General features: G+C 72.9%; 19 protein-coding genes. 12 read left to right on the top strand and 7 right to left on the bottom strand.

The window, feature by feature from the left end:
- The 5 genes from I6A60_RS37880 to I6A60_RS37860 all read left to right on the top strand — a co-directional run.
- A partial coding sequence (locus I6A60_RS37880) for a sigma-70 family RNA polymerase sigma factor (protein WP_203055835.1) occupies positions 1 to 464 on the top strand: 464 nt, incomplete at its 5' end.
- 26 nt (positions 465 to 490) lie between these two features.
- Positions 491 to 1,333: a hypothetical protein gene (locus I6A60_RS37875; RefSeq protein WP_203022726.1), complete on the top strand. Its 843-nt coding sequence runs from the start codon at positions 491 to 493 to the stop codon at positions 1,331 to 1,333.
- A gap of 102 nt (positions 1,334 to 1,435) precedes the next feature.
- Positions 1,436 to 2,449, top strand: a complete 1,014-nt coding sequence (locus I6A60_RS37870) for a reductase (RefSeq protein ID WP_203022727.1) — start codon at positions 1,436 to 1,438, stop codon at positions 2,447 to 2,449.
- A 181-nt stretch (positions 2,450 to 2,630) separates the two neighbouring features.
- Positions 2,631 to 3,302 carry a hypothetical protein gene (locus I6A60_RS37865; protein WP_203022728.1) on the top strand — a complete coding sequence of 224 codons (672 nt, stop codon included), beginning with the start codon at positions 2,631 to 2,633 and terminating at the stop codon, positions 3,300 to 3,302.
- Between the two features lie 53 nt (positions 3,303 to 3,355).
- Complete coding sequence (locus tag I6A60_RS37860) at positions 3,356 to 3,811, top strand: VOC family protein (protein WP_203022729.1); 456 nt, start codon at positions 3,356 to 3,358, stop codon at positions 3,809 to 3,811.
- 14 nt (positions 3,812 to 3,825) lie between these two features.
- Here I6A60_RS37860 and I6A60_RS37855 read toward each other — a convergent pair whose 3' ends face one another.
- The 4 genes from I6A60_RS37855 to I6A60_RS37840 form a co-directional block, all read right to left on the bottom strand.
- A complete protein-coding gene (locus tag I6A60_RS37855; RefSeq protein WP_307874076.1) occupies positions 3,826 to 4,965 on the bottom strand; it encodes a serine hydrolase domain-containing protein in 1,140 nt (379 codons plus the stop codon).
- A gap of 65 nt (positions 4,966 to 5,030) precedes the next feature.
- Entirely contained in the window at positions 5,031 to 5,618 is a 588-nt protein-coding gene (locus I6A60_RS37850) for a hypothetical protein (protein ID WP_203022731.1), read from the bottom strand.
- A gap of 1 nt (position 5,619) precedes the next feature.
- A complete protein-coding gene (locus I6A60_RS37845; protein WP_203022732.1) occupies positions 5,620 to 5,982 on the bottom strand; it encodes a PadR family transcriptional regulator in 363 nt (120 codons plus the stop codon).
- Between the two features lie 279 nt (positions 5,983 to 6,261).
- Positions 6,262 to 6,714, bottom strand: coding sequence for a carboxymuconolactone decarboxylase family protein (locus tag I6A60_RS37840; RefSeq protein ID WP_203022733.1), 453 nt, complete (start codon positions 6,712 to 6,714; stop codon positions 6,262 to 6,264).
- Positions 6,715 to 6,805: 91 nt separating this feature from the next.
- Here I6A60_RS37840 and I6A60_RS37835 point away from each other — a divergent pair, with 91 nt between their 5' ends.
- Positions 6,806 to 7,807: a sigma-70 family RNA polymerase sigma factor gene (locus I6A60_RS37835; RefSeq protein ID WP_203055834.1), complete on the top strand. Its 1,002-nt coding sequence runs from the start codon at positions 6,806 to 6,808 to the stop codon at positions 7,805 to 7,807.
- A gap of 74 nt (positions 7,808 to 7,881) precedes the next feature.
- Here I6A60_RS37835 and I6A60_RS37830 read toward each other — a convergent pair whose 3' ends face one another.
- Positions 7,882 to 8,253 (bottom strand): DUF6204 family protein, encoded by a 372-nt coding sequence (locus tag I6A60_RS37830; RefSeq protein WP_203023397.1) that lies wholly within the window; start codon positions 8,251 to 8,253, stop codon positions 7,882 to 7,884.
- 260 nt (positions 8,254 to 8,513) lie between these two features.
- On the opposite strand from I6A60_RS37830, the gene I6A60_RS37825 reads away from it, so the two are divergent.
- From I6A60_RS37825 to I6A60_RS37805, 5 genes are all read left to right on the top strand, one after another.
- Positions 8,514 to 9,008 carry a transcriptional regulator gene (locus I6A60_RS37825; RefSeq protein WP_203023398.1) on the top strand — a complete coding sequence of 165 codons (495 nt, stop codon included), beginning with the start codon at positions 8,514 to 8,516 and terminating at the stop codon, positions 9,006 to 9,008.
- A gap of 273 nt (positions 9,009 to 9,281) precedes the next feature.
- On the top strand, positions 9,282 to 9,449 hold the full coding sequence (locus tag I6A60_RS37820; protein ID WP_203023399.1) for a hypothetical protein: 168 nt from the start codon (positions 9,282 to 9,284) through the stop codon (positions 9,447 to 9,449).
- 98 nt (positions 9,450 to 9,547) lie between these two features.
- Complete coding sequence (locus I6A60_RS37815; protein WP_238437073.1) at positions 9,548 to 10,402, top strand: hypothetical protein; 855 nt, start codon at positions 9,548 to 9,550, stop codon at positions 10,400 to 10,402.
- A 37-nt stretch (positions 10,403 to 10,439) separates the two neighbouring features.
- Positions 10,440 to 11,678 (top strand): sensor domain-containing protein, encoded by a 1,239-nt coding sequence (locus tag I6A60_RS37810; protein WP_307874075.1) that lies wholly within the window; start codon positions 10,440 to 10,442, stop codon positions 11,676 to 11,678.
- Positions 11,663 to 12,313, top strand: coding sequence for a response regulator transcription factor (locus tag I6A60_RS37805; protein ID WP_203023400.1), 651 nt, complete (start codon positions 11,663 to 11,665; stop codon positions 12,311 to 12,313). The genes I6A60_RS37810 and I6A60_RS37805 overlap by 16 nt, the downstream gene beginning before the upstream one ends.
- Before the next feature lie 198 nt (positions 12,314 to 12,511).
- On the opposite strand, the gene glmS is transcribed toward I6A60_RS37805, so the two are convergent.
- Positions 12,512 to 14,338 carry a glutamine--fructose-6-phosphate transaminase (isomerizing) gene (glmS, locus tag I6A60_RS37800; protein ID WP_203023401.1) on the bottom strand — a complete coding sequence of 609 codons (1,827 nt, stop codon included), beginning with the start codon at positions 14,336 to 14,338 and terminating at the stop codon, positions 12,512 to 12,514.
- A gap of 38 nt (positions 14,339 to 14,376) precedes the next feature.
- Positions 14,377 to 14,655 (bottom strand): hypothetical protein, encoded by a 279-nt coding sequence (locus I6A60_RS37795; protein ID WP_307874074.1) that lies wholly within the window; start codon positions 14,653 to 14,655, stop codon positions 14,377 to 14,379.
- A 224-nt stretch (positions 14,656 to 14,879) separates the two neighbouring features.
- Here I6A60_RS37795 and I6A60_RS37790 point away from each other — a divergent pair.
- Positions 14,880 to 16,261, top strand: a 1,382-nt coding sequence (locus I6A60_RS37790; RefSeq protein ID WP_203055833.1) for a pentapeptide repeat-containing protein, incomplete at its 3' end; no start/stop codon positions are given.

Here is a 16,261-nt window from a genome sequence, read left to right as displayed (position 1 = left end):
CGGCCACGAGCCGGGGGCGGCGGCGGCGGGCCCGGAGCGGCGAGGGGCCGCGGGGCGGCGCCGGCCAGTGGGCCGTCGACATCGCCGCGGACGGCCTCGACCACGCCGATCGGATGTCCCAGCGCGACGGCCTGCTCCGCGCCCTGCGGACGCTCCCGCCGCGGCAGCGCGCCGTGCTGGTGCTGCGCTACTTCGACGACCTGCCGGAGGCCGACGTCGCGGCCGCGCTGGGCTGCTCGGTCGGCTCGGTGCGTTCCCAGGCGTCACGCGGCCTCGCGCGGCTGCGCGAGAGCGAGCACGTCCGCGTGCTCGGCAGACCCCGGGCCCGCGGCCCGGCCCCCGCCGGCGGCCTCGACGTCCTGACCAACGAGACCGGGGACGAGGACCGCGTCCCGTCCCCGCTGGCGCCGCTGGCGGCACCGGCCTTCGACGCGGCGCGTCCGGTGAGGGAGAGGTCGCTGTGAGCGCATGGCCACGCAGGCGACGCGGATTGTCCAGGCCGGACAGTCTGGCCGGCAGCACTGCGGTCGGCCACGAGCCGATCTCCCGCTTCTCCCATACCGCGGGGACGCCGCCGCGGTGGGCCGATGAGCTGAGCGGCGGCGCCGAGCAGGACCTGCGGGCGCAGCTGCGGGCGCTGCGCGCCGAGATGCCGCGCCGCGGCGTCGGCACCGTGTTCCCCGAGGTCGTCCGCGCCCGGGCACGGCGGCACCGTGCCCGGGTCAGGATCGCCGGTGGCGCGGCTTTCGTCGTCGCGGTCGCGCTCGGCGTCGGCCTGCCGGTGAGCCTGGCCACCGGCCGGGCGACCAGCGGTGGCGCGACGCCGGCGGTCGCGGCGCGGTCCGAGCCCTCCGCCGGCAAGATAGTCGTCGGCCAGCGGGCGCCGGCCCCGGCTGTCACCTGGTCCGCGGGACCGGTCGCGCACAGCCAGGCCCCGCCGGACGAGGCGACCGTGGCGGCGGTCAGGGCCGTGTTCCACACCGTGTTCACCCACGGCACGACCGCGGCCCAGTTCGCCGCGGCCACCGAGGACGGCCCGGCGCTGACGGCCACCCGCGCCAAGGTGCTCGCCCGTTTCCCCCAGCTCGGCGACACGATCGAGGTCACCGTCGGCGGCCTCACCCCGATGGGCCCCGACCACCTGATCGCCAACCTGACGCTGTCGTTCACCGACCCGACAGTCCCGAGCCTGATCGGCAACACCTCCCCGTACAACTTCTCCACGTCCGCCACGGCGGTCCGTACGGCGACGGGCTGGAAGGTCAGCAGGGACAGTTACTGCTCGACCGTCTCCGCGCTGGGCGTGCCGGACCTGACCTGCCCGGCGGCCTGAGCGCGACCGCCGGCGGCGCGGGTTGCGCCGGCTGGCCGCCGGGGGTTCTGCCGTCAGCAGGCGGAGCTTTCCCGGGTGGTGGCGGGCGGGGATAGTCGCGGTATGCGGCTTCTGGTGCTGGGTGGGACGGAGTTCGTCGGCACGGCGGTCGTCGAGGACGCGCTGGCCCGCGGCTGGGATGTCACGGTCCTCAACCGGGGCAGCCACCCGGCCCCGCCCGGGGTCAGCGTGCTGCGCGGCGACCGGACCGCGCCCGGTGGGCTCGGCGCGCTCGCCGGCGCGGCGGGGAGCTGGGACATCGCCGTCGACACCTGGTCGTGGGCGCCCGTCGCGGTCCGGGACGCGGCGGCGCTGCTCGCCGACCGGGTCGGGTGCTTCGCCTACGTCTCCAGCCGGTCGGTCTACGCCTACCCGGGGGTGCCCGGCGCGGCCGAGGACGGACCGCTGCTGGACGGCGATCCGGGCGACACCGAGGACGGCGGGCTCGCCGGGTACAACCGGATGAAGCGCGGCGGCGAGCTCGCCGTCCTGCGGGCGTTCGGGGAACGGCGGACCCTGCTGGCGCGGCCCGGGCTGATCCTCGGCCCGGGGGAGAACATCGGCCGGCTGCCCTGGTGGCTGCACCGGGTCGCCCGCGGCGGCCGGGTCCTGGCGCCCGGCCCAGCGGACCTGGAGACCCGGTTCATCGACGTCCGCGACCTCGCCGCCTGGCTGCTGGACACCGCCGCGGCCGGGGCTGGCGGGGCGTACGACGTGGTCTGTCCGCCCGGACACACCACGATAGCCGGCCTGCTGGAGGCCTGCATGGCGGCGACCGGGTCGGACGCCGAGCTGGTCTGGACCGACCCGGAGCCGATCCTCGCCGCCGGGGTGCGCCCCTGGACCGGTCTGCCGATGTGGCTGCCGCCCGGGGAGATGTACGACTACGTCAACGGCATCGACGTCACCCGGGCGCTGGGCGCCGGCCTGCGGGTCCGCCCCGTCGCCGACACCGCCGCGGACACGTGGGCCTGGCTGCGGGGCCTCGACGGGCCGGCGCCGCAGCGGCCGGACCGGCCGCCGGTCGGCATCGACCCGGCCGTCGAGGCCGCCATCCTGGGCCAGGTCTCCGGGTGACCGCGCGCGACGCGGCCGCGGCCGCCGGCCTCGGAGCACCGGGGCCTTGCAGCACACACCGGCACATCGGGGACGGTCCTGTCGGGCGGCCGACTCGTTTTCCCGCCGGCTGATCAGGCCCGGCTAAGGTGCGACTGTGTGGACGCGGACGGCCAGGACGCGGACCGTGAGGACACAGGCTGTGAGAACACAGACCCTGAGGACGCAGACGCTGCCCGTCGCGGCCGGGCTGGTCGGCGCGCTCGCTGTGGCGGCCTGCTCCGCGGTCTCCACCAGCGACCAGCCGACCCGTTCCCCGTCCGCGGCGACGGCCACCAGCACACCCACCGCCACCGGCAGCGCCGGGCCGGCGGGCACCGGCCGGTCGAGCACGGCGCGCCCGGCCACGTTCCGGCTGCCGCGCTCGGCGTGTGACGTGGCCGACATGACCGCGGTCGAACGGCTCACCGGCCGGTCCTCGGTCGCGCCACGCTCGGTCGCGATGTCCGCGCCCAAGCAGGGGCAGACGTTCCTGAGCTGCGCGTTCACCGCCGGCTTCGTGCCGGTCGGCGCGCTGACCGTCGGGGTCCGCGACGCTGGGCGCACCGGGGTGTCGGCCCGCGAGGAGCTCGACGACAGCGTCAGCGCCAGCGAGTACGGCCACGGCACCTCCCAGGACGTGACCGGCCTCGGGGACGCCGCCCGGTACGGCACGACGCCCAGCCTCGCCGGGACCACGTTCGCGACGATCTGGGTCGTCGAGGTCCGCGGCACCCAGGTCCTCGACCTGTCGGTCACCTCCGCGGCGAAGGCGCCGGCCACCGCGCGCGACCCCCTCGTCGCGATGGCCCGCACCGCCATCGCCGGGCTCTGACGCCGCCGCGCGCGCCCGGTGGACTGTCACAGGCGGGCGGTATCACTGGTCGTATGACGCCTCTGCACTGGAAGCTTGTCGTCGACAGCCGGGACGCGGCCACGCTCGCCGAGTTCTGGGCGGCGGCGCTCGGCTACGTGGTCGAGGACCCGAGCCGCCTCGTCGACCGGCTGCTCGCCGCCGGGCAGCTGCCCCCGGACGCCGTGACCGAGCACGCCGGCCGGCGGACGTTCCGCGGCCTGGCCGCGGTCCGCCACCCCGACGACCCGTTCGACGAGGTCAGTGGCGTCGGGGCCGGCCGGCGGCTGCTGTTCCAGGACGTCCCCGAACCGAAGACGGTCAAGAACCGGCTGCACCTCGACGTCCACGCGCAGGCCGGCGGCCGTGACGCCCTCGTCGCCCGGCTGGAGGCCCTCGGCGCGACCCGGGTCCGTGAGTGCGACCAGGGCCCCGCCGGCCACTGGTGGGTGCTGCGCGACCCCGAGGGCAACGAGTTCTGCGCCACCTGACCGGCCGGTCGGTGTCAGGGAGAAGACGGCCCGCATAGAACCTGGTCGGCTGCCTTCGCGAGCGCGGCCTCGGCGGCCGTGGGCGCGGGGTCGAGGGTGCTGGCCATGACGACCGTCCGGCCGGTGTCCTCGTTCCAGAACGCCATCGTCTGGTAGCCGAAGATGGCGCCGCTGTGGCCCCAGTTCACGCCGCAGCGGTCCTGGACCCGTTCGATCCCGAGGCCGTAGCGGAAGTCCGGCTCGGTGGGACTCTCCGCGACGGTGGTCCTCAGCTGCGCGAGCAGCGGGGCGCTGAGCAGCTCGCCGCCCAGCAGGGACTGGTAGAAGCGGGACAGGTCCCTGGCGCTGGAGACCAGGGCGCCGGCCGCCCAGGCGTGCGAGGGACTGAACCCGGTCACGTCGAACGGCCTGCCGCCGGCCGTGGGAACGAGGTCAGGCGGGACGTAGCCGTGCGCGTGGTAGCCGGGCAGGTTCCCGGTGGTGGCGGGGAACGACGTGTCGGCGAGGCCCAGTGGCCTGAAGATCCGGCGCTGGAGCTCCTCACCCAGCGGATGACGGGTCACCGCCTGGATGAGCAGGCCGGCGACGATGTAGTTGGTATTGGAGTACTCCCAGGCGGTACCGGGCGGGAACGAGCGCGGGTGGGTCTCGGCGAGGGCCACGAGTTCCGTCGGGGCGAAGACCCGGTTCTGGACGACGCCCGCCAGGAGCGCGGGGTCGGCGGTGTAGTCGAACAGGCCGCTGGTGTGGTTGAGCAGCTGCCGAACGGTGATCGTGTCCCCGTCGCGCAGCAGGCCCGGCAGCCACCGTCCCACCGGCCGGTCCAGGGCGAGGCGGCCCTCCCCGACGAGCTGGAGCACCACGGCGGCCACGAACGTCTTCGTCACGCTGCCCACGCGTACCCGGGCCTGCGGTCGCAACGGCGTACCCGTGGCCAGGTCCGCGACGCCCGCGGCGGCCTGGCGGACACGGCCGTGGTCCCGCACCCGGACCAGGGCTCCGGGGACGCCGGCGGCGATGACGCCGTCCAGCAGGGTGCGCAGCTCGGGGTCGATCCTGGCCGCCGGGTCCCACGCGGTGACCCGGGGCGTCGCCGGGCCGGCCAGGGCTGGTGTGGCCCCCGCCAGCAGGGACGGGACCAGCACCACGGTCACGAGAAGCGCCGCGACCGGGAGGACCGTGCCAGCTTTTCGTCCGCGAGCGTTTCCGGGTCGGGTGGTCAAGGCCGACCTCCACTTTCTTCCTCTTCGGTGACGGCCGAGGACCGCTGGTATCGCCGCCGGGCCGGTATCAGGCGCCACATCCGTCCGGTGACGAAAGCCCCGGCGAACATGAGCACGTAGACCAGTGGGGTCCAGGCTCCACCGACGGAGGTGTGCGTTCCGTTGACGTAGGCGAAGGTCTCGTCGCTGATCAGATAGGGGACGCCGGTCCAGTGGAACGTGCCGGTGGCCTGCGGAGTGGCCGTGGTGATCCCGGCGTCGAAGGCGGCCCTGCCGGTGTGCTCGAGCAGCGTCATGACAGCCTCGACGAGGAAAAGAGTGGCGACTGTGGCCGTCCAGGACGGGCGTGGCGCCAGCTCGCCGTACTCGGCGGCGAGAAAGCCGGCCGCGAGGACGCGCAGGTCACCGAGCTGGCGCACGGCCTGCCGGGCCCCGACGTCCTCGGCCGAGTCCAGCAGGTTGGCGCGCAGCTCCCGCCGCCTGGCGATCCGGGATCCGCGCGGCAGGTCCTGCAGCCGGGCGTCCACCGCCCACACGGCGCGTTCGATACGTAGCCGGTCGAGAGTCATCCGTGGCGTGGCCATCTCAGGTGTCCTCCGTTGCGGGGGCTGGGTCGGGAAGGCTTCGGACAAGCACGGGATGGACCACCGCGGCCAGTGACAGCCAGCTCGCGGTGCCTTCCGCCAGGGCCTGGCTACCGGCCGCGGTCGGCCGGTAGTACTTGCGGGCCGGGCCGGACCGGGAGGCGACCAGGCGCGTCTGCACCCGGCCCTCGCGTTCCAGGCGTGCCAGTGCCGGGTACACGCTGCCCTCGCTGATGTCCGAGAGCCCGAGTTCGCGCAGCCGCTGGACGATCTCGTAGCCGTAGGACTCACGCTCGGCGAGCAGCCGTAGCAGCAGCAACGACAGGACGCCCTTGAGGAGCTGAGGATCGTGCGCCGGTGCCATGGAAAAAAACTAAGCCGAGTACTTGGCGATGTCAAGTACTCGGCTTAGCTAGACGGCTGGTCGTCGCGATGTTGCGAACGCGGGTCGAACCCGCGACTCTGACGGTCGGGAGGGCCGACCCGGCGCCGGACCAGCGCCGTGCCCGGCCAGGTCCGCCCACTGGCTTGATCGCCGTTTCGGCCCTCGCGTGGTCACAAAAACGCTGGGGTTACAGCCACGCGAGGGCGGAAACAGAGATCTTGGTGGTCTCGGGACGAGGCCAGCCTCGTCAGAGCCGGTCTAGTAGGCGCCGGCGACGTGGTGGGTGGCGACGTTGAGCCGGTTCCACAGGTTGATCTGGGCGACGGCGAGGATCAGGGCCGCGAGCTGGGTCTCGTCGAAGTGGCGGGCCGCCTCGGCGAACACGGCGTCGGGGACCGGGTCGGGGCTGTCGGCGAGCCGGGTCTCCGCCTCGGCGAGAGCCAGCGCGGCCCGCTCGGCGTCCGTGAAGTACGGCGCGTCACGCCAGCCGGCCACCGTGTCGATCCGCTCGTCGCTCTGCCCGGCCTTGCGCAGCGCGCTGGCGTGCATGTTCAGGCACCAGGCGCAGCCGTTGAGCTGGCTGGCCCGCAGGTTGACCAGCTCGATCGTCGTCTCCGAAAGCCCCGTCGCCTTCACCGCGTCACCGAGGGCGGTGAGCGCCGAGAGCGCGGCGGGAACGACGTACACCGGGTGCTTCATCCGCGATTGCATGGGTCTCCTCCTGGCACCGGCCAGGCACGGTCACATCTGCCTGGCGTGGACGGTCAGTCCGGTGACCCGACCGGACGGAGGAACGTGACCGATGCCCGACCATGACCGCCCTCACACCAGCCCCGCCAGCCCCCGCGTTGGAGAGCCCGATCCCGGGCAGGGCCAGTCCCGGGAGGCCGGTGGCGCGGAGTGGCTGGCGGGGCGGTTCGAGGAGCACCGGGCCTACCTGCGGTCCGTCGCCTACCGGATGCTCGGCTCGGGCGCCGAGGCCGACGACGCCGTGCAGGAGGCCTGGCTGCGGCTGGCCCGCTCGGACGCCGCCGCGATCGAGAACCTGCGGGCCTGGCTGACGACCGTCGTCGGCCGGGTGTGCCTCAACGCGCTGCGGGCCCGGGCGGCGCGCCGGGAGGAGCCGGCCGAGCTGACGCTGGCGGACCCGGTCGTGTCCCGGCCCGACGAGGCGCCCGGCCCCGAGGAGCAGGCGCTGCTCGCCGACGCGGTCGGGGTCGCGCTGCTGGTCGTCCTCGACACGCTGGACCCGCCGGAACGGCTCGCGTTCGTGCTGCACGACCTGTTCGCCGTCCCGTTCGACGAGATCGCGCCGATGGTCGGCCGGTCCCCGCAGGCGGCCCGCCAGCTCGCCAGCCGGGCCCGGCGCCGGGGCCGCGGCGCCGCCGGACCCGGCGCGGACGACGACGCGGTGGTGGCCGGCGACGACGCCCGGCGGCGCGCGGTCGTCGAGGCGTTCTTCGCCGCCGCCCGTGGCGGTGACTTCGACGGCCTGCTGGCGCTGCTCGCGCCGGACGCCGTGCTGCGCGCCGACGTCGGCACCGCTACCGGCGCGTTCGCGGCCGCGGGCGGCATCCGCCACGGCGCCGACGCGATCGCCCGTCAGGCCCTGCGGTTCGCCAACCCGCGCTCGACGCTGCACCCGGTGCTGGTCAACGGCACCACCGGCGTCGTCGTCACGGTTGGCGGCCAGCCGGCGGCCATCATGGCGTTCACGGTCCTCGCGGGCCAGATCGTCGCGATCGACGCCTGGTCGGGCCCGGACCGGCTGCGGTCGGTCGACCTCGGCGCCCTCACTCGCTGACCTGGTACCGCGCCGGCCGGGCGGCCCGGCGCGGAAGAGGCAAGGTCCCGCCGGTCAGGCCAGGGTCGGGGGTGTCAGCCGCGGCGGGCCTGGCGGCGGGCGCGGGCGCCCTGGGGCACCTCGGTGACCCCGTCGGCCGAGGCGCGCAGGTTCTTGTGGCCGTAGCCGTGCTCGGCCAGCCAGGCCGCCGCGGCGCTGGCACCGTCGGCGGCTGCCGACACCGGCTCGGCCGCCAGGTCGGCGCCCGCGCCGCCGGTCGCGGTGACCAGGTAGCGGAAGGTGAAGAACGGGCGGGCCGCGAGGTCGTAGGTGAGGTTGCCGGCCTCGGTGAACTCGGCGCGGAACACGTCATGCTCGGCGGCGGCCGCGAGGAGCTCGGCCCGCTGGGGCTCGGTCAGCTGGTCGAACATGCCCCGAACGGTCACCCGGTACGTGCGGCTGCTCACACCCCCATCGTAGCGACGCGCCCCGCCCGGCCCCCGGATCGCCGCAGGCGGCGGGTGTCACGCCGGTCGGCACAGCGTGCGCACAGCGTCCCCCTATCCGCGCACAGGATTCCCACGGCCCATTCCAAGAAACGCTCACTAGCGTTACGGCCACGCGGCTGACCTGGGAAAACGCCCCACAAAACATCCTGGTGGCGGCCGCGGAAAGGGGTCCGGAGAACCGGCTTCCAACGAGTCCGACAATATCGAGGAGAAATCCCGTGCGCGTTTCCAGGAATCTGCGTCGTTCCCTTGCCGTGACGTTGGCCGGAGTGACCGTCGTCGGTGCCGCGGCGCTGCCGGCGAGCGCGGCCACGTCGGCGCCGGCGCGGCCGGCCAGCGCGGTCCACGGCGCGCCCGCCCAGCGGGAGGTCCGCGTCGACATCGCCGTCGAGCCCGTCCCGGCGGCGGTCACGGCGGTGCTGGTCCGCAACGCGACGACCGGCGCCGTGGTCGGGGTGTTCCCGGTCCGGTCCCGGGCGGTCACCCACCTGACGGTCACCGTCCCGGTCGGGACGACGCTGGACATCTCCGCGCTGACCGCGGCCAACGCGAACCGGCCCGCGAACCTGGGCACCGTGCGGGTCGTCGTCGGGCCGAACGGTTCGACGGCCGCGGGCAACGCCGTGACGGTGACGTTCCGTCAGGGTTCGAAGCCGAAGGCGGCGCTCGGCGCGCAGCTGGCCCGCCAGGGCGCGAAGCTCTCCGTCCGCTGAGCCTGCCCCCGCAGGACGGCCCGACCTTCATGGCGACGTCGTGAAGGGGCTTCCCGCTCGGCGGGTGCTACTGGGGCAGGACCGGAATACGCCAGAAACCTGCCGCGGTGCCGTTGAGGTGCTACTGCCGCCCGCCGGTTGAGTTGAGGCATTGCCAACGGGTCTGCGGCATCTCGGCTCTTCTGCCATCAGTGCCCCGACCGAGCCCAGCGAGTCCAGCAGGATGTCGATGACACGGGACGCCGTCCTGCTGGAGGTAGGACGATGGCGGTCGTGGCCACCATCGCCTCCGCCGCCGGCTCGATCACCGCCCTGTGCAACATGGATTACGACAAGGCCCTGATTTTCGCGACCAGCTGCGCCAGAGATCTTGGTGTCGAGACGGGCAAGTCCGGATGGCGGACACCGGGAGGTGAGACTCCTCCCGGCGAATCGACCTGAGGTAGAGCCAGCTATACCGCGCGGGTAGCGCAGCCTCATCCGGTTGTGGTAGCTCATGTGCCATCGTGCTCCGAGCGGCCCGTCTCTATCGTCGTCCCATGCGATTTCGACCGATCACGACAACTGGTGCCGCCGAACCAACACCAGGTTCCGACCGCAAAACTGTTCGACTGGATTCGACGTCCGTGATCGGGTTGCTGCTGGTGGCCGGCGCAGCTTTGGTGGCAGCATTTGTGCTCGCCCCCGCCGCCCTCCTGAGGCCAAGTGACGCGAAACTGCAGGACGACATCGGGCGCGCTCTCGTCGAGTATTGGCGAAGCGGATCCCCGGCGTTCCCCGCCCGCCTGACGACGCTGGTCGACTACTGGTTCCAATGGCATGCGATCAAGGTGGCGATCAGCGCGTTGTTGGTCATTGTCTTCGCCCTGCTCGCCACCGCGCTGTGGCAGAGATACCTGCGTTCCCGGCCCTGGTACGCGGCGGTCGCCACAGCCGCAACGGCGTTGACGGTTTTCGCCATATGGGTGCTATCGGTGAACATCCAGGTGATGGCCCTACCTCTGATCCCGTTGCTGGGGCTGCTACCCGGTAGAACCGCCGACGGAAATCTCGCACAGGTTTTGAGTGAGATGCGCGAAGGGCTGACGGATTCAGCCAGCCCGCACGCCGGTTCCCCCGCGCTGACGGTGCTGCTCGGCGAGGTCGAGCGATACTACTGGGTCACGGTGGCGATTTCCGCCACGCTGATGGTGGCAACCGGCGTGGCGAGCGCCCATTTCTGGAAGCGGCGTATCGCCAGCGACCCGAGCGCCACCCGCGTCAGATTCATGCACAGTACACTCGGTGTCATCACGGCCCTGACCGCATGCCTGCTGCTACTCATGACAGCGGCCAGTGCATTCTCGGCGCTCGAACCCGCCACCTCGCTGCTCGGCGTCATGGGTGCGGGCTGACCCGCTCCTCCAGCTGCTGCGTTGAAGGGTCGTGACCGTGGCGACGAGCGTGTGGCGGGCGATGGCGGGCAACCCCGTCCGATTCGTCCTGTCGCGATGGCCATGGCGCAGCCTGGCCTATGTGGTCAGTAGCGTGGCGGTCATCTCGATCGCCTGGCTGGCCATCATGCCGCTGCTGCTGTTTCCGCCGCTGCTGCTGCTCGTCGGCATACCGATCGGGGCGCTGGAGCGCCACCGGCTCGGCTTCATGGAGCCGCTGACGGTCCCCGACCCGCACGCACCCGCGCCCCCGAGCGGCTGGGCGTGGGTGCGGCGGCGGGTGACCGAGGCTGCCACCTGGCGCGAACTCGGCTATTGCGCATGCCTGCTGTCGGTGCTTGCGCTCCTCGACCTCGCCGCGGTGTTCGTTCTGTTCATCTGCCTCCTCCTGCTGGCGTTGCCGCTGTTGGTCGGGTTGGGCGCGAACGTCCATATCGCGGTGGGCACCTGGACGGTCGAGACCGTCGGGCAGGCGTGCGCCGTCGCCGGTCTGGTCGGGGTGCCCGCGACGGTCGTCACCCTGTACGGAATCAGCGTGCTCGGCGGTGCCCAGGCCGCCTTCGCCAAGTGGCTGCTCGCGCCCACCGGCACCGAGATGAACCGTCAGGTCGAGGAACTGGCCCGGTCACGCAGCCGGTTGGTCAACGCGTTCGAGGCCGAACGCCGTCGGATCGAGCGAGACCTGCACGACGGCGCGCAGCAACACCTGGTACTCCTGACGATGAAGCTGGGCCTGGCCGAACGGCATATGGCCGACGCAGACGGACGCGCCGGTGAACTCGTCGGCGAGGCCCACGAGCAGGCCCGGCTGGCACTCACAACCCTCCGGGACCAGATCCGCGGCATCCATCCTCAGATCCTCACCGATCTCGGGCTGGCCGAGGCGGTACGCGAACTCGCCGAACGGTGCCCGATTCCGGTTGAGGTCGACCTCGACCTGCCCGGCCGGCTGCCGCCCGAGATCGAGTCCACCGCCTACTTCGTGGTCTCGGAGGCCCTGACCAACGCGGTACGACACGCTGCAGCCACTCGTATCCAGATCAGTGGCAGACTCGCTGAGCAACGCCTGGCGCTGACAATCGTCGATGACGGCAGGGGCGGCGCCGAACCGTCACTGGGCACGGGCATGCGAGGGCTGGCCGACCGAGTGGCCGTCGTGGCCGGCACCCTGGAGTTCAGCAGCCCACAAGGAGGACCCACCACAGTGCGGATCGACCTGCCGTGTCGCTACGAATAGTGCTTGCCGAAGACGCCACGCTCATGCGGGCCGGCGTCGTCAGCCTGCTCGAAGGACTGGGCCACACCGTGGCGGCGGCGGTCGGCGACGGTGACTCGATGATGGCGGCCGCCCGAGAGCACCGACCCGACCTGGTCATCACCGATGTCCGCATGCCGCCCAGTTTCACCGACGAAGGGCTGCGCGCCGCGGTGACACTACGCGCCAGCGACCCGAGCGCGGCGGTCCTCGTGCTGTCGCAGTACGCGGCCACCGCGTACGCCGCTGAACTGCTCGGCCCGTCCGGACGGGCCGGAGTTGGCTACCTACTCAAGGACCGCATCGGCGAGATCGCCGACTTCTCCGACGCGGTGTCGCGGGTCGCGGCCGGCGAGACCGTCATCGACCCCGACGTGGTACGGCAGTTGCTGAACCGCCGACGCACGACCAACCCACTCGACCGGTTGACCACACGGGAACGGGAGGTGCTCGGGCAGATGGCCGAAGGCCACAACAACCCGTCCATTGCCCGAACGCTCGGAATCAGCGACGCCGCGGTGGCCAAACACATCGGCAACATCTTCACCAAACTCGACCTCCCCGAGGCCGACGGCCACCGCCGGGTACTCGCCGTCCTGACCTACCTGCGAAGCTGACCGCACCCGAGTCGGCGGCGGCAGCGACGGCGCAAACGCGGATACGCGGTCCGATCAATCGACGCCAACCCGACACCCCAGCAACGATCAGGACCGAGACGTCGGCACCACAGCCACCGGCAACGATCACCTGGCACCCGGCCTCTGACCGCCAGCTACCGGCGGCGGCAGGTTTCTGGCGTATTCCGGCCGCACTCCCTACTCGACGGTGACCGACTTGGCGAGGTTGCGCGGGCGGTCTACGTCGTGGCCGAGTATGACGGCGGCGTGGTAGGCGAACAGCTGCAGCGGGATGCCGAGCAGGATCGGGTCAAGCTCTGGCTCGTTTCGCGGCACGACCAGCACCTCGTCGGCGACCGACGCCAGCGCCCGGTCGTGGCCGACGACGAGGACCCGGCCGTCGCGGGCCTTGATCTCCGCGATCGTCCCGAGGTTCTTCTCGCGCAGCTCGTCGTCGGGCACGACCACGACGACCGGCCGCTCCGGGGACACCAGCGCGAGCGGGCCGTGCTTGAGCTCGGACGCCGGGTAGGCCTCGGCGTGGATGTAGGCGACCTCCTTGAGCTTCAGCGCCCCCTCGGCGGCGACGACCGCGCCGCGGACCCGCCCGACGTAGAGCATCCCGCTGTACGCGGCCCAGCGGGCGGCGACCGCGGCGACGTCGTCCTCGGCCGCGAGGATCTCGGCGATCTGCCCGGGCAGCGCGCGCAGCCCACCGAGCAGCCGGCGCCCGTCGGCGGGGGACAGGTCGCGGACCCGGCCCAGGTGCAGCGCCAGCAGCGCGAACGAGACCGCCGTCGCGGTGTAGGTCTTCGTCGAGGTGACCGACACCTCCGGTCCCGCGTGCAGGTAGATCCCGCTGCCCGCGGCGCGGGCGATCGCGCTGCCGACGACCCCGACGATCCCGACGACGCGGCCGCCCTTGCGCTGGACCTCCTGGACGGCGGCGAGGGTGTCGTAGGTCTCGCCGGACTGGCTGACCGCGACGTAGAGCGTGTCGGGCTCGATCACCGGGTTGCGGTAGCGGAACTCCGCCGCCGGTTCCGCGACGGCCGGGATGCGGGCGACCTCCTCGATCAGCTGCGCCCCGAGCCGCCCGGCGAGATACGCCGACCCGGCGCCGAGGACGACGACGCGGCGGACCGCGCGGGCGTCGCGGGCGGAGAGGTCCAGGCCGCCGAGGTGCGCGGTGGCGAACCGGTCCTCGATCCGGCCGCTGATCGCGCGTTCGACGGCGGCGGGCTGCTCGTGGATCTCCTTGTGCATCCAGTGCCGGTAGCCGCCGAGCTCGTAGGCCATCGGCGCGACGTCGACGACCTCGGTCGCCCGGCTGGTCAGCGCCCCGTCGCGGCTGACCTCGTAGCCCCCGGCCCGCAGCGTCGCGAGGTCGCCGTCCTCCAGATGCACGACCTGGCGGGTGTGCGCGACCAGCGCGGAGAGGTCGGAGGCGGCCAGCACCTCGCGTTCGCCGACGCCGAGCAGCAGCGGGCTGCCGTTGCGGGCGACGACGACCTCCCCCGGGTTCGCGGCGTCGAGGACGGCGATCCCGTAGGTGCCGGCGATCTGGTCGAGCGCGACCCGGACCGCGTTCGCCAGGTCGGTCTCGCCGGCCGCGAGCTCCCGGCCGATCAGGTGGGCGAGCACCTCGGTGTCCGTGTCGGACGTCAGGACGACACCGTCGGCGACGAGTTTGGCGCGCAGCTGGTCGGCGTTCTCGATGATCCCGTTGTGGACGAGCGCGACCCGGCCGGCCGCGTCCAGGTGCGGGTGGGCGTTGCGGTCGCTCGGCGCGCCGTGCGTCGCCCACCGGGTGTGCGCGATCGCCGTCGTCGCGGCGAGCCGTTTCGGCAGCCGGGCGGCCAGCTCGTCGACGCGCCCGGCTGCCCGGTGGACGGTCAGCCCGCCGTCCTTGGCCGGGACCGCGAGGCCCGCCGAGTCGTAGCCGCGGTACTCCAGCCGGCGCAGCCCGTCGACGACGAGCGGGACGGCCGGTCGGCGGCCTACGTAGGCGACGATTCCGCACATGGACAGCTCCGTTCTGGCCAGCCGGTCCTTCCGGACGGTCAGCCGTAGACGACGCGGCGCAGCTGGCGCGGCGTGCGCGGTTCCGCGCGGAAGCGGTGCTCGGGCAGCTCCCGGCCGATCCGTTCGAAGATCGCGTCGTTGGTCAGGCCCTGGCGGCGCAGCTCGCCGTGCCGCCGGCGCACCCATGCCTCCGGCGGCTCGTCGTAGTACGCGAGCACGTCCGCGACGACCCGGGCCGCCTCGGCGGGCGTCAGGTCCGTCGTGCGGACCAGGTGGTCGACGAGGTCGGCGGGCAGCGGCACGGGCACCCGGCCCACGATGGCCTCCCAGCCCAGGTGAAGTCCAGAATCCTGCCCGGAATCGGGCAGAGGACCGCCCGTCCGCCGGTCCGAGTCGGCCCTGCGAGGAACGATAAGTTCCGGTAAGGGCGGGTGGCCGTGGTCTCGAGTTCGGGTCCGTGCCAGCAGGGCGCCGGGTAGTTTCCCCGGGTGGGGGGCGGACGCGGCCGGCGGCGTGCGTAGGACGACCGAAGGTGGGCCACATGGTCGGCTTCCCCATCCAGACCCGCCTCCCTCCGTGCTCCCTTCCCTCGCTCAACCCGGCGGCGGAACCGGAGCGGGAGTGCGGTGGCGCGGTGTACCCGCCCTTCGACCGTTGCTGGGCCCATCTGCCGTCCGCCGATCTGGACGCCTACCTCGGCACGCTCGGCCCGGGTTCCGACGTCAACGCGAGCGGAGTGACCTTCACCGACGGGCTTCTGGAACGCTTCCTGAGAGCCTGCTCGCCCGGACCCCGGCTGGGAGCGCGTTTCCGCAACGTCGACTTCAGCGACGCGGCCTTCGTCGATCCCGCGGTGTTCACCACGGCCACCTTCGACGGTCAGGCACGTTTCTCTGGCGCGACCTTCCTCGAGGGCGCCTACTTCGCCGTCGTGGACTTCGGCGGCGAAGCCTGGTTCGGCGGCGCGACGTTCGCTCACGATGCGATCTTTCGTGGCACGACCTTCCGCGAGAACACTTTCTTCCAGGACACGACCTTCCAGCAGGGAGCGGTCTTCGAAGACACGAAAATCAAGAGGGTCCTACGTCTGTCGGGCGCTGCCGGCTCCCTGGACCTCACCAGGTGTGAAGTCCAGGGGGAGCTTCTGGTCGAGGGTGTCGTCGGCGATGTCGCTGCCCCGGGGATGCGAGTACCGGGCCGGGTGGCGCTGAACCTTCAGGAAGCGCGGGTGGATCTCTCGGAGTCGGTGTTCACCGGGCCGATCACCATCCAGGGCCGCCGGCGCACGGGCCAGGCCGACGGCGTGAAGGTGACGGCGCTGCGTGGAGTGGACGCCGAGCGGCTGGTGCTGACGGATGTGGATCTGTCCGAGTGCCAGTTCGCGGGGATCCAGCGGCTGGACCTGATCAAGCTTGACGGCGAGTGCACGTTCGCCACCGACCCGGCCGGGACAAGGCAGGTACTCGCCGAGGAACACCACTGGCGAAACGCCCGGCCGGGTCGGCGCGCCACTCGATGGGCCCGCGCGCCGCACGGTGCCGAGGTGGTGGGACCCGCACGGCTGCAGGTCCTTTACCGGCAGCTACGCAAGGCGTTCGAGGAGAGCAGGAACGAGCCCGGGGCGGCTGACTTCTACTACGGTGAGATGGAGATGCGGCGCGCCGCCGCCCGGCGGGGACGGCGCCTGGAGCGGTGGCTGTTGAACGCCTACTGGGCGACCTCCGGCTATGCGCTGCGCGCCAGCCGCGCGCTCGGCTGCCTGGCCCTCGTCATCGCCGCCACGATCGTCGCGCTCGTCGTGTGGGGATTCCCCGCCCAGGCCGTCGACCTCAAGGTCGGCGGCCCCCCGGCCGCCCCGGCGCCCGCCCCCCCGCCCCCCCCCGCCCCCCGGCCCCGCGGGCCCGCCCCCCCCCCCCCGCCCCC

Origin of the sequence: Frankia sp. AgB1.9 (genome assembly GCF_016786355.1) — a bacterium.
GTDB lineage: Bacteria > Actinomycetota > Actinomycetes > Frankiales > Frankiaceae > Pseudofrankia.
Note: the sequence above shows the minus strand (reverse complement) of the source record. Positions and strands in the feature narration are given on the sequence as shown.

Bases quoted from the DNA above. Each gene is read 5' to 3' on its own strand.
- I6A60_RS37870 (WP_203022727.1), top strand. From the start codon at position 1,436: ATGCGGCTTCTGGTGCTGGGTGGGACGGAGTTCGTCGGCACGGCGGTC.
- I6A60_RS37860 (WP_203022729.1), top strand. From the start codon at position 3,356: ATGACGCCTCTGCACTGGAAGCTTGTCGTCGACAGCCGGGACGCGGCC.
- I6A60_RS37850 (WP_203022731.1), bottom strand. From the start codon at position 5,618: ATGGCCACGCCACGGATGACTCTCGACCGGCTACGTATCGAACGCGCC.
- I6A60_RS37845 (WP_203022732.1), bottom strand. From the start codon at position 5,982: ATGGCACCGGCGCACGATCCTCAGCTCCTCAAGGGCGTCCTGTCGTTG.
- I6A60_RS37840 (WP_203022733.1), bottom strand. From the start codon at position 6,714: ATGCAATCGCGGATGAAGCACCCGGTGTACGTCGTTCCCGCCGCGCTC.
- I6A60_RS37835 (WP_203055834.1), top strand. From the start codon at position 6,806: ATGCCCGACCATGACCGCCCTCACACCAGCCCCGCCAGCCCCCGCGTT.
- I6A60_RS37815 (WP_238437073.1), top strand. From the start codon at position 9,548: ATGCGATTTCGACCGATCACGACAACTGGTGCCGCCGAACCAACACCA.
- glmS (WP_203023401.1), bottom strand. From the start codon at position 14,338: ATGTGCGGAATCGTCGCCTACGTAGGCCGCCGACCGGCCGTCCCGCTC.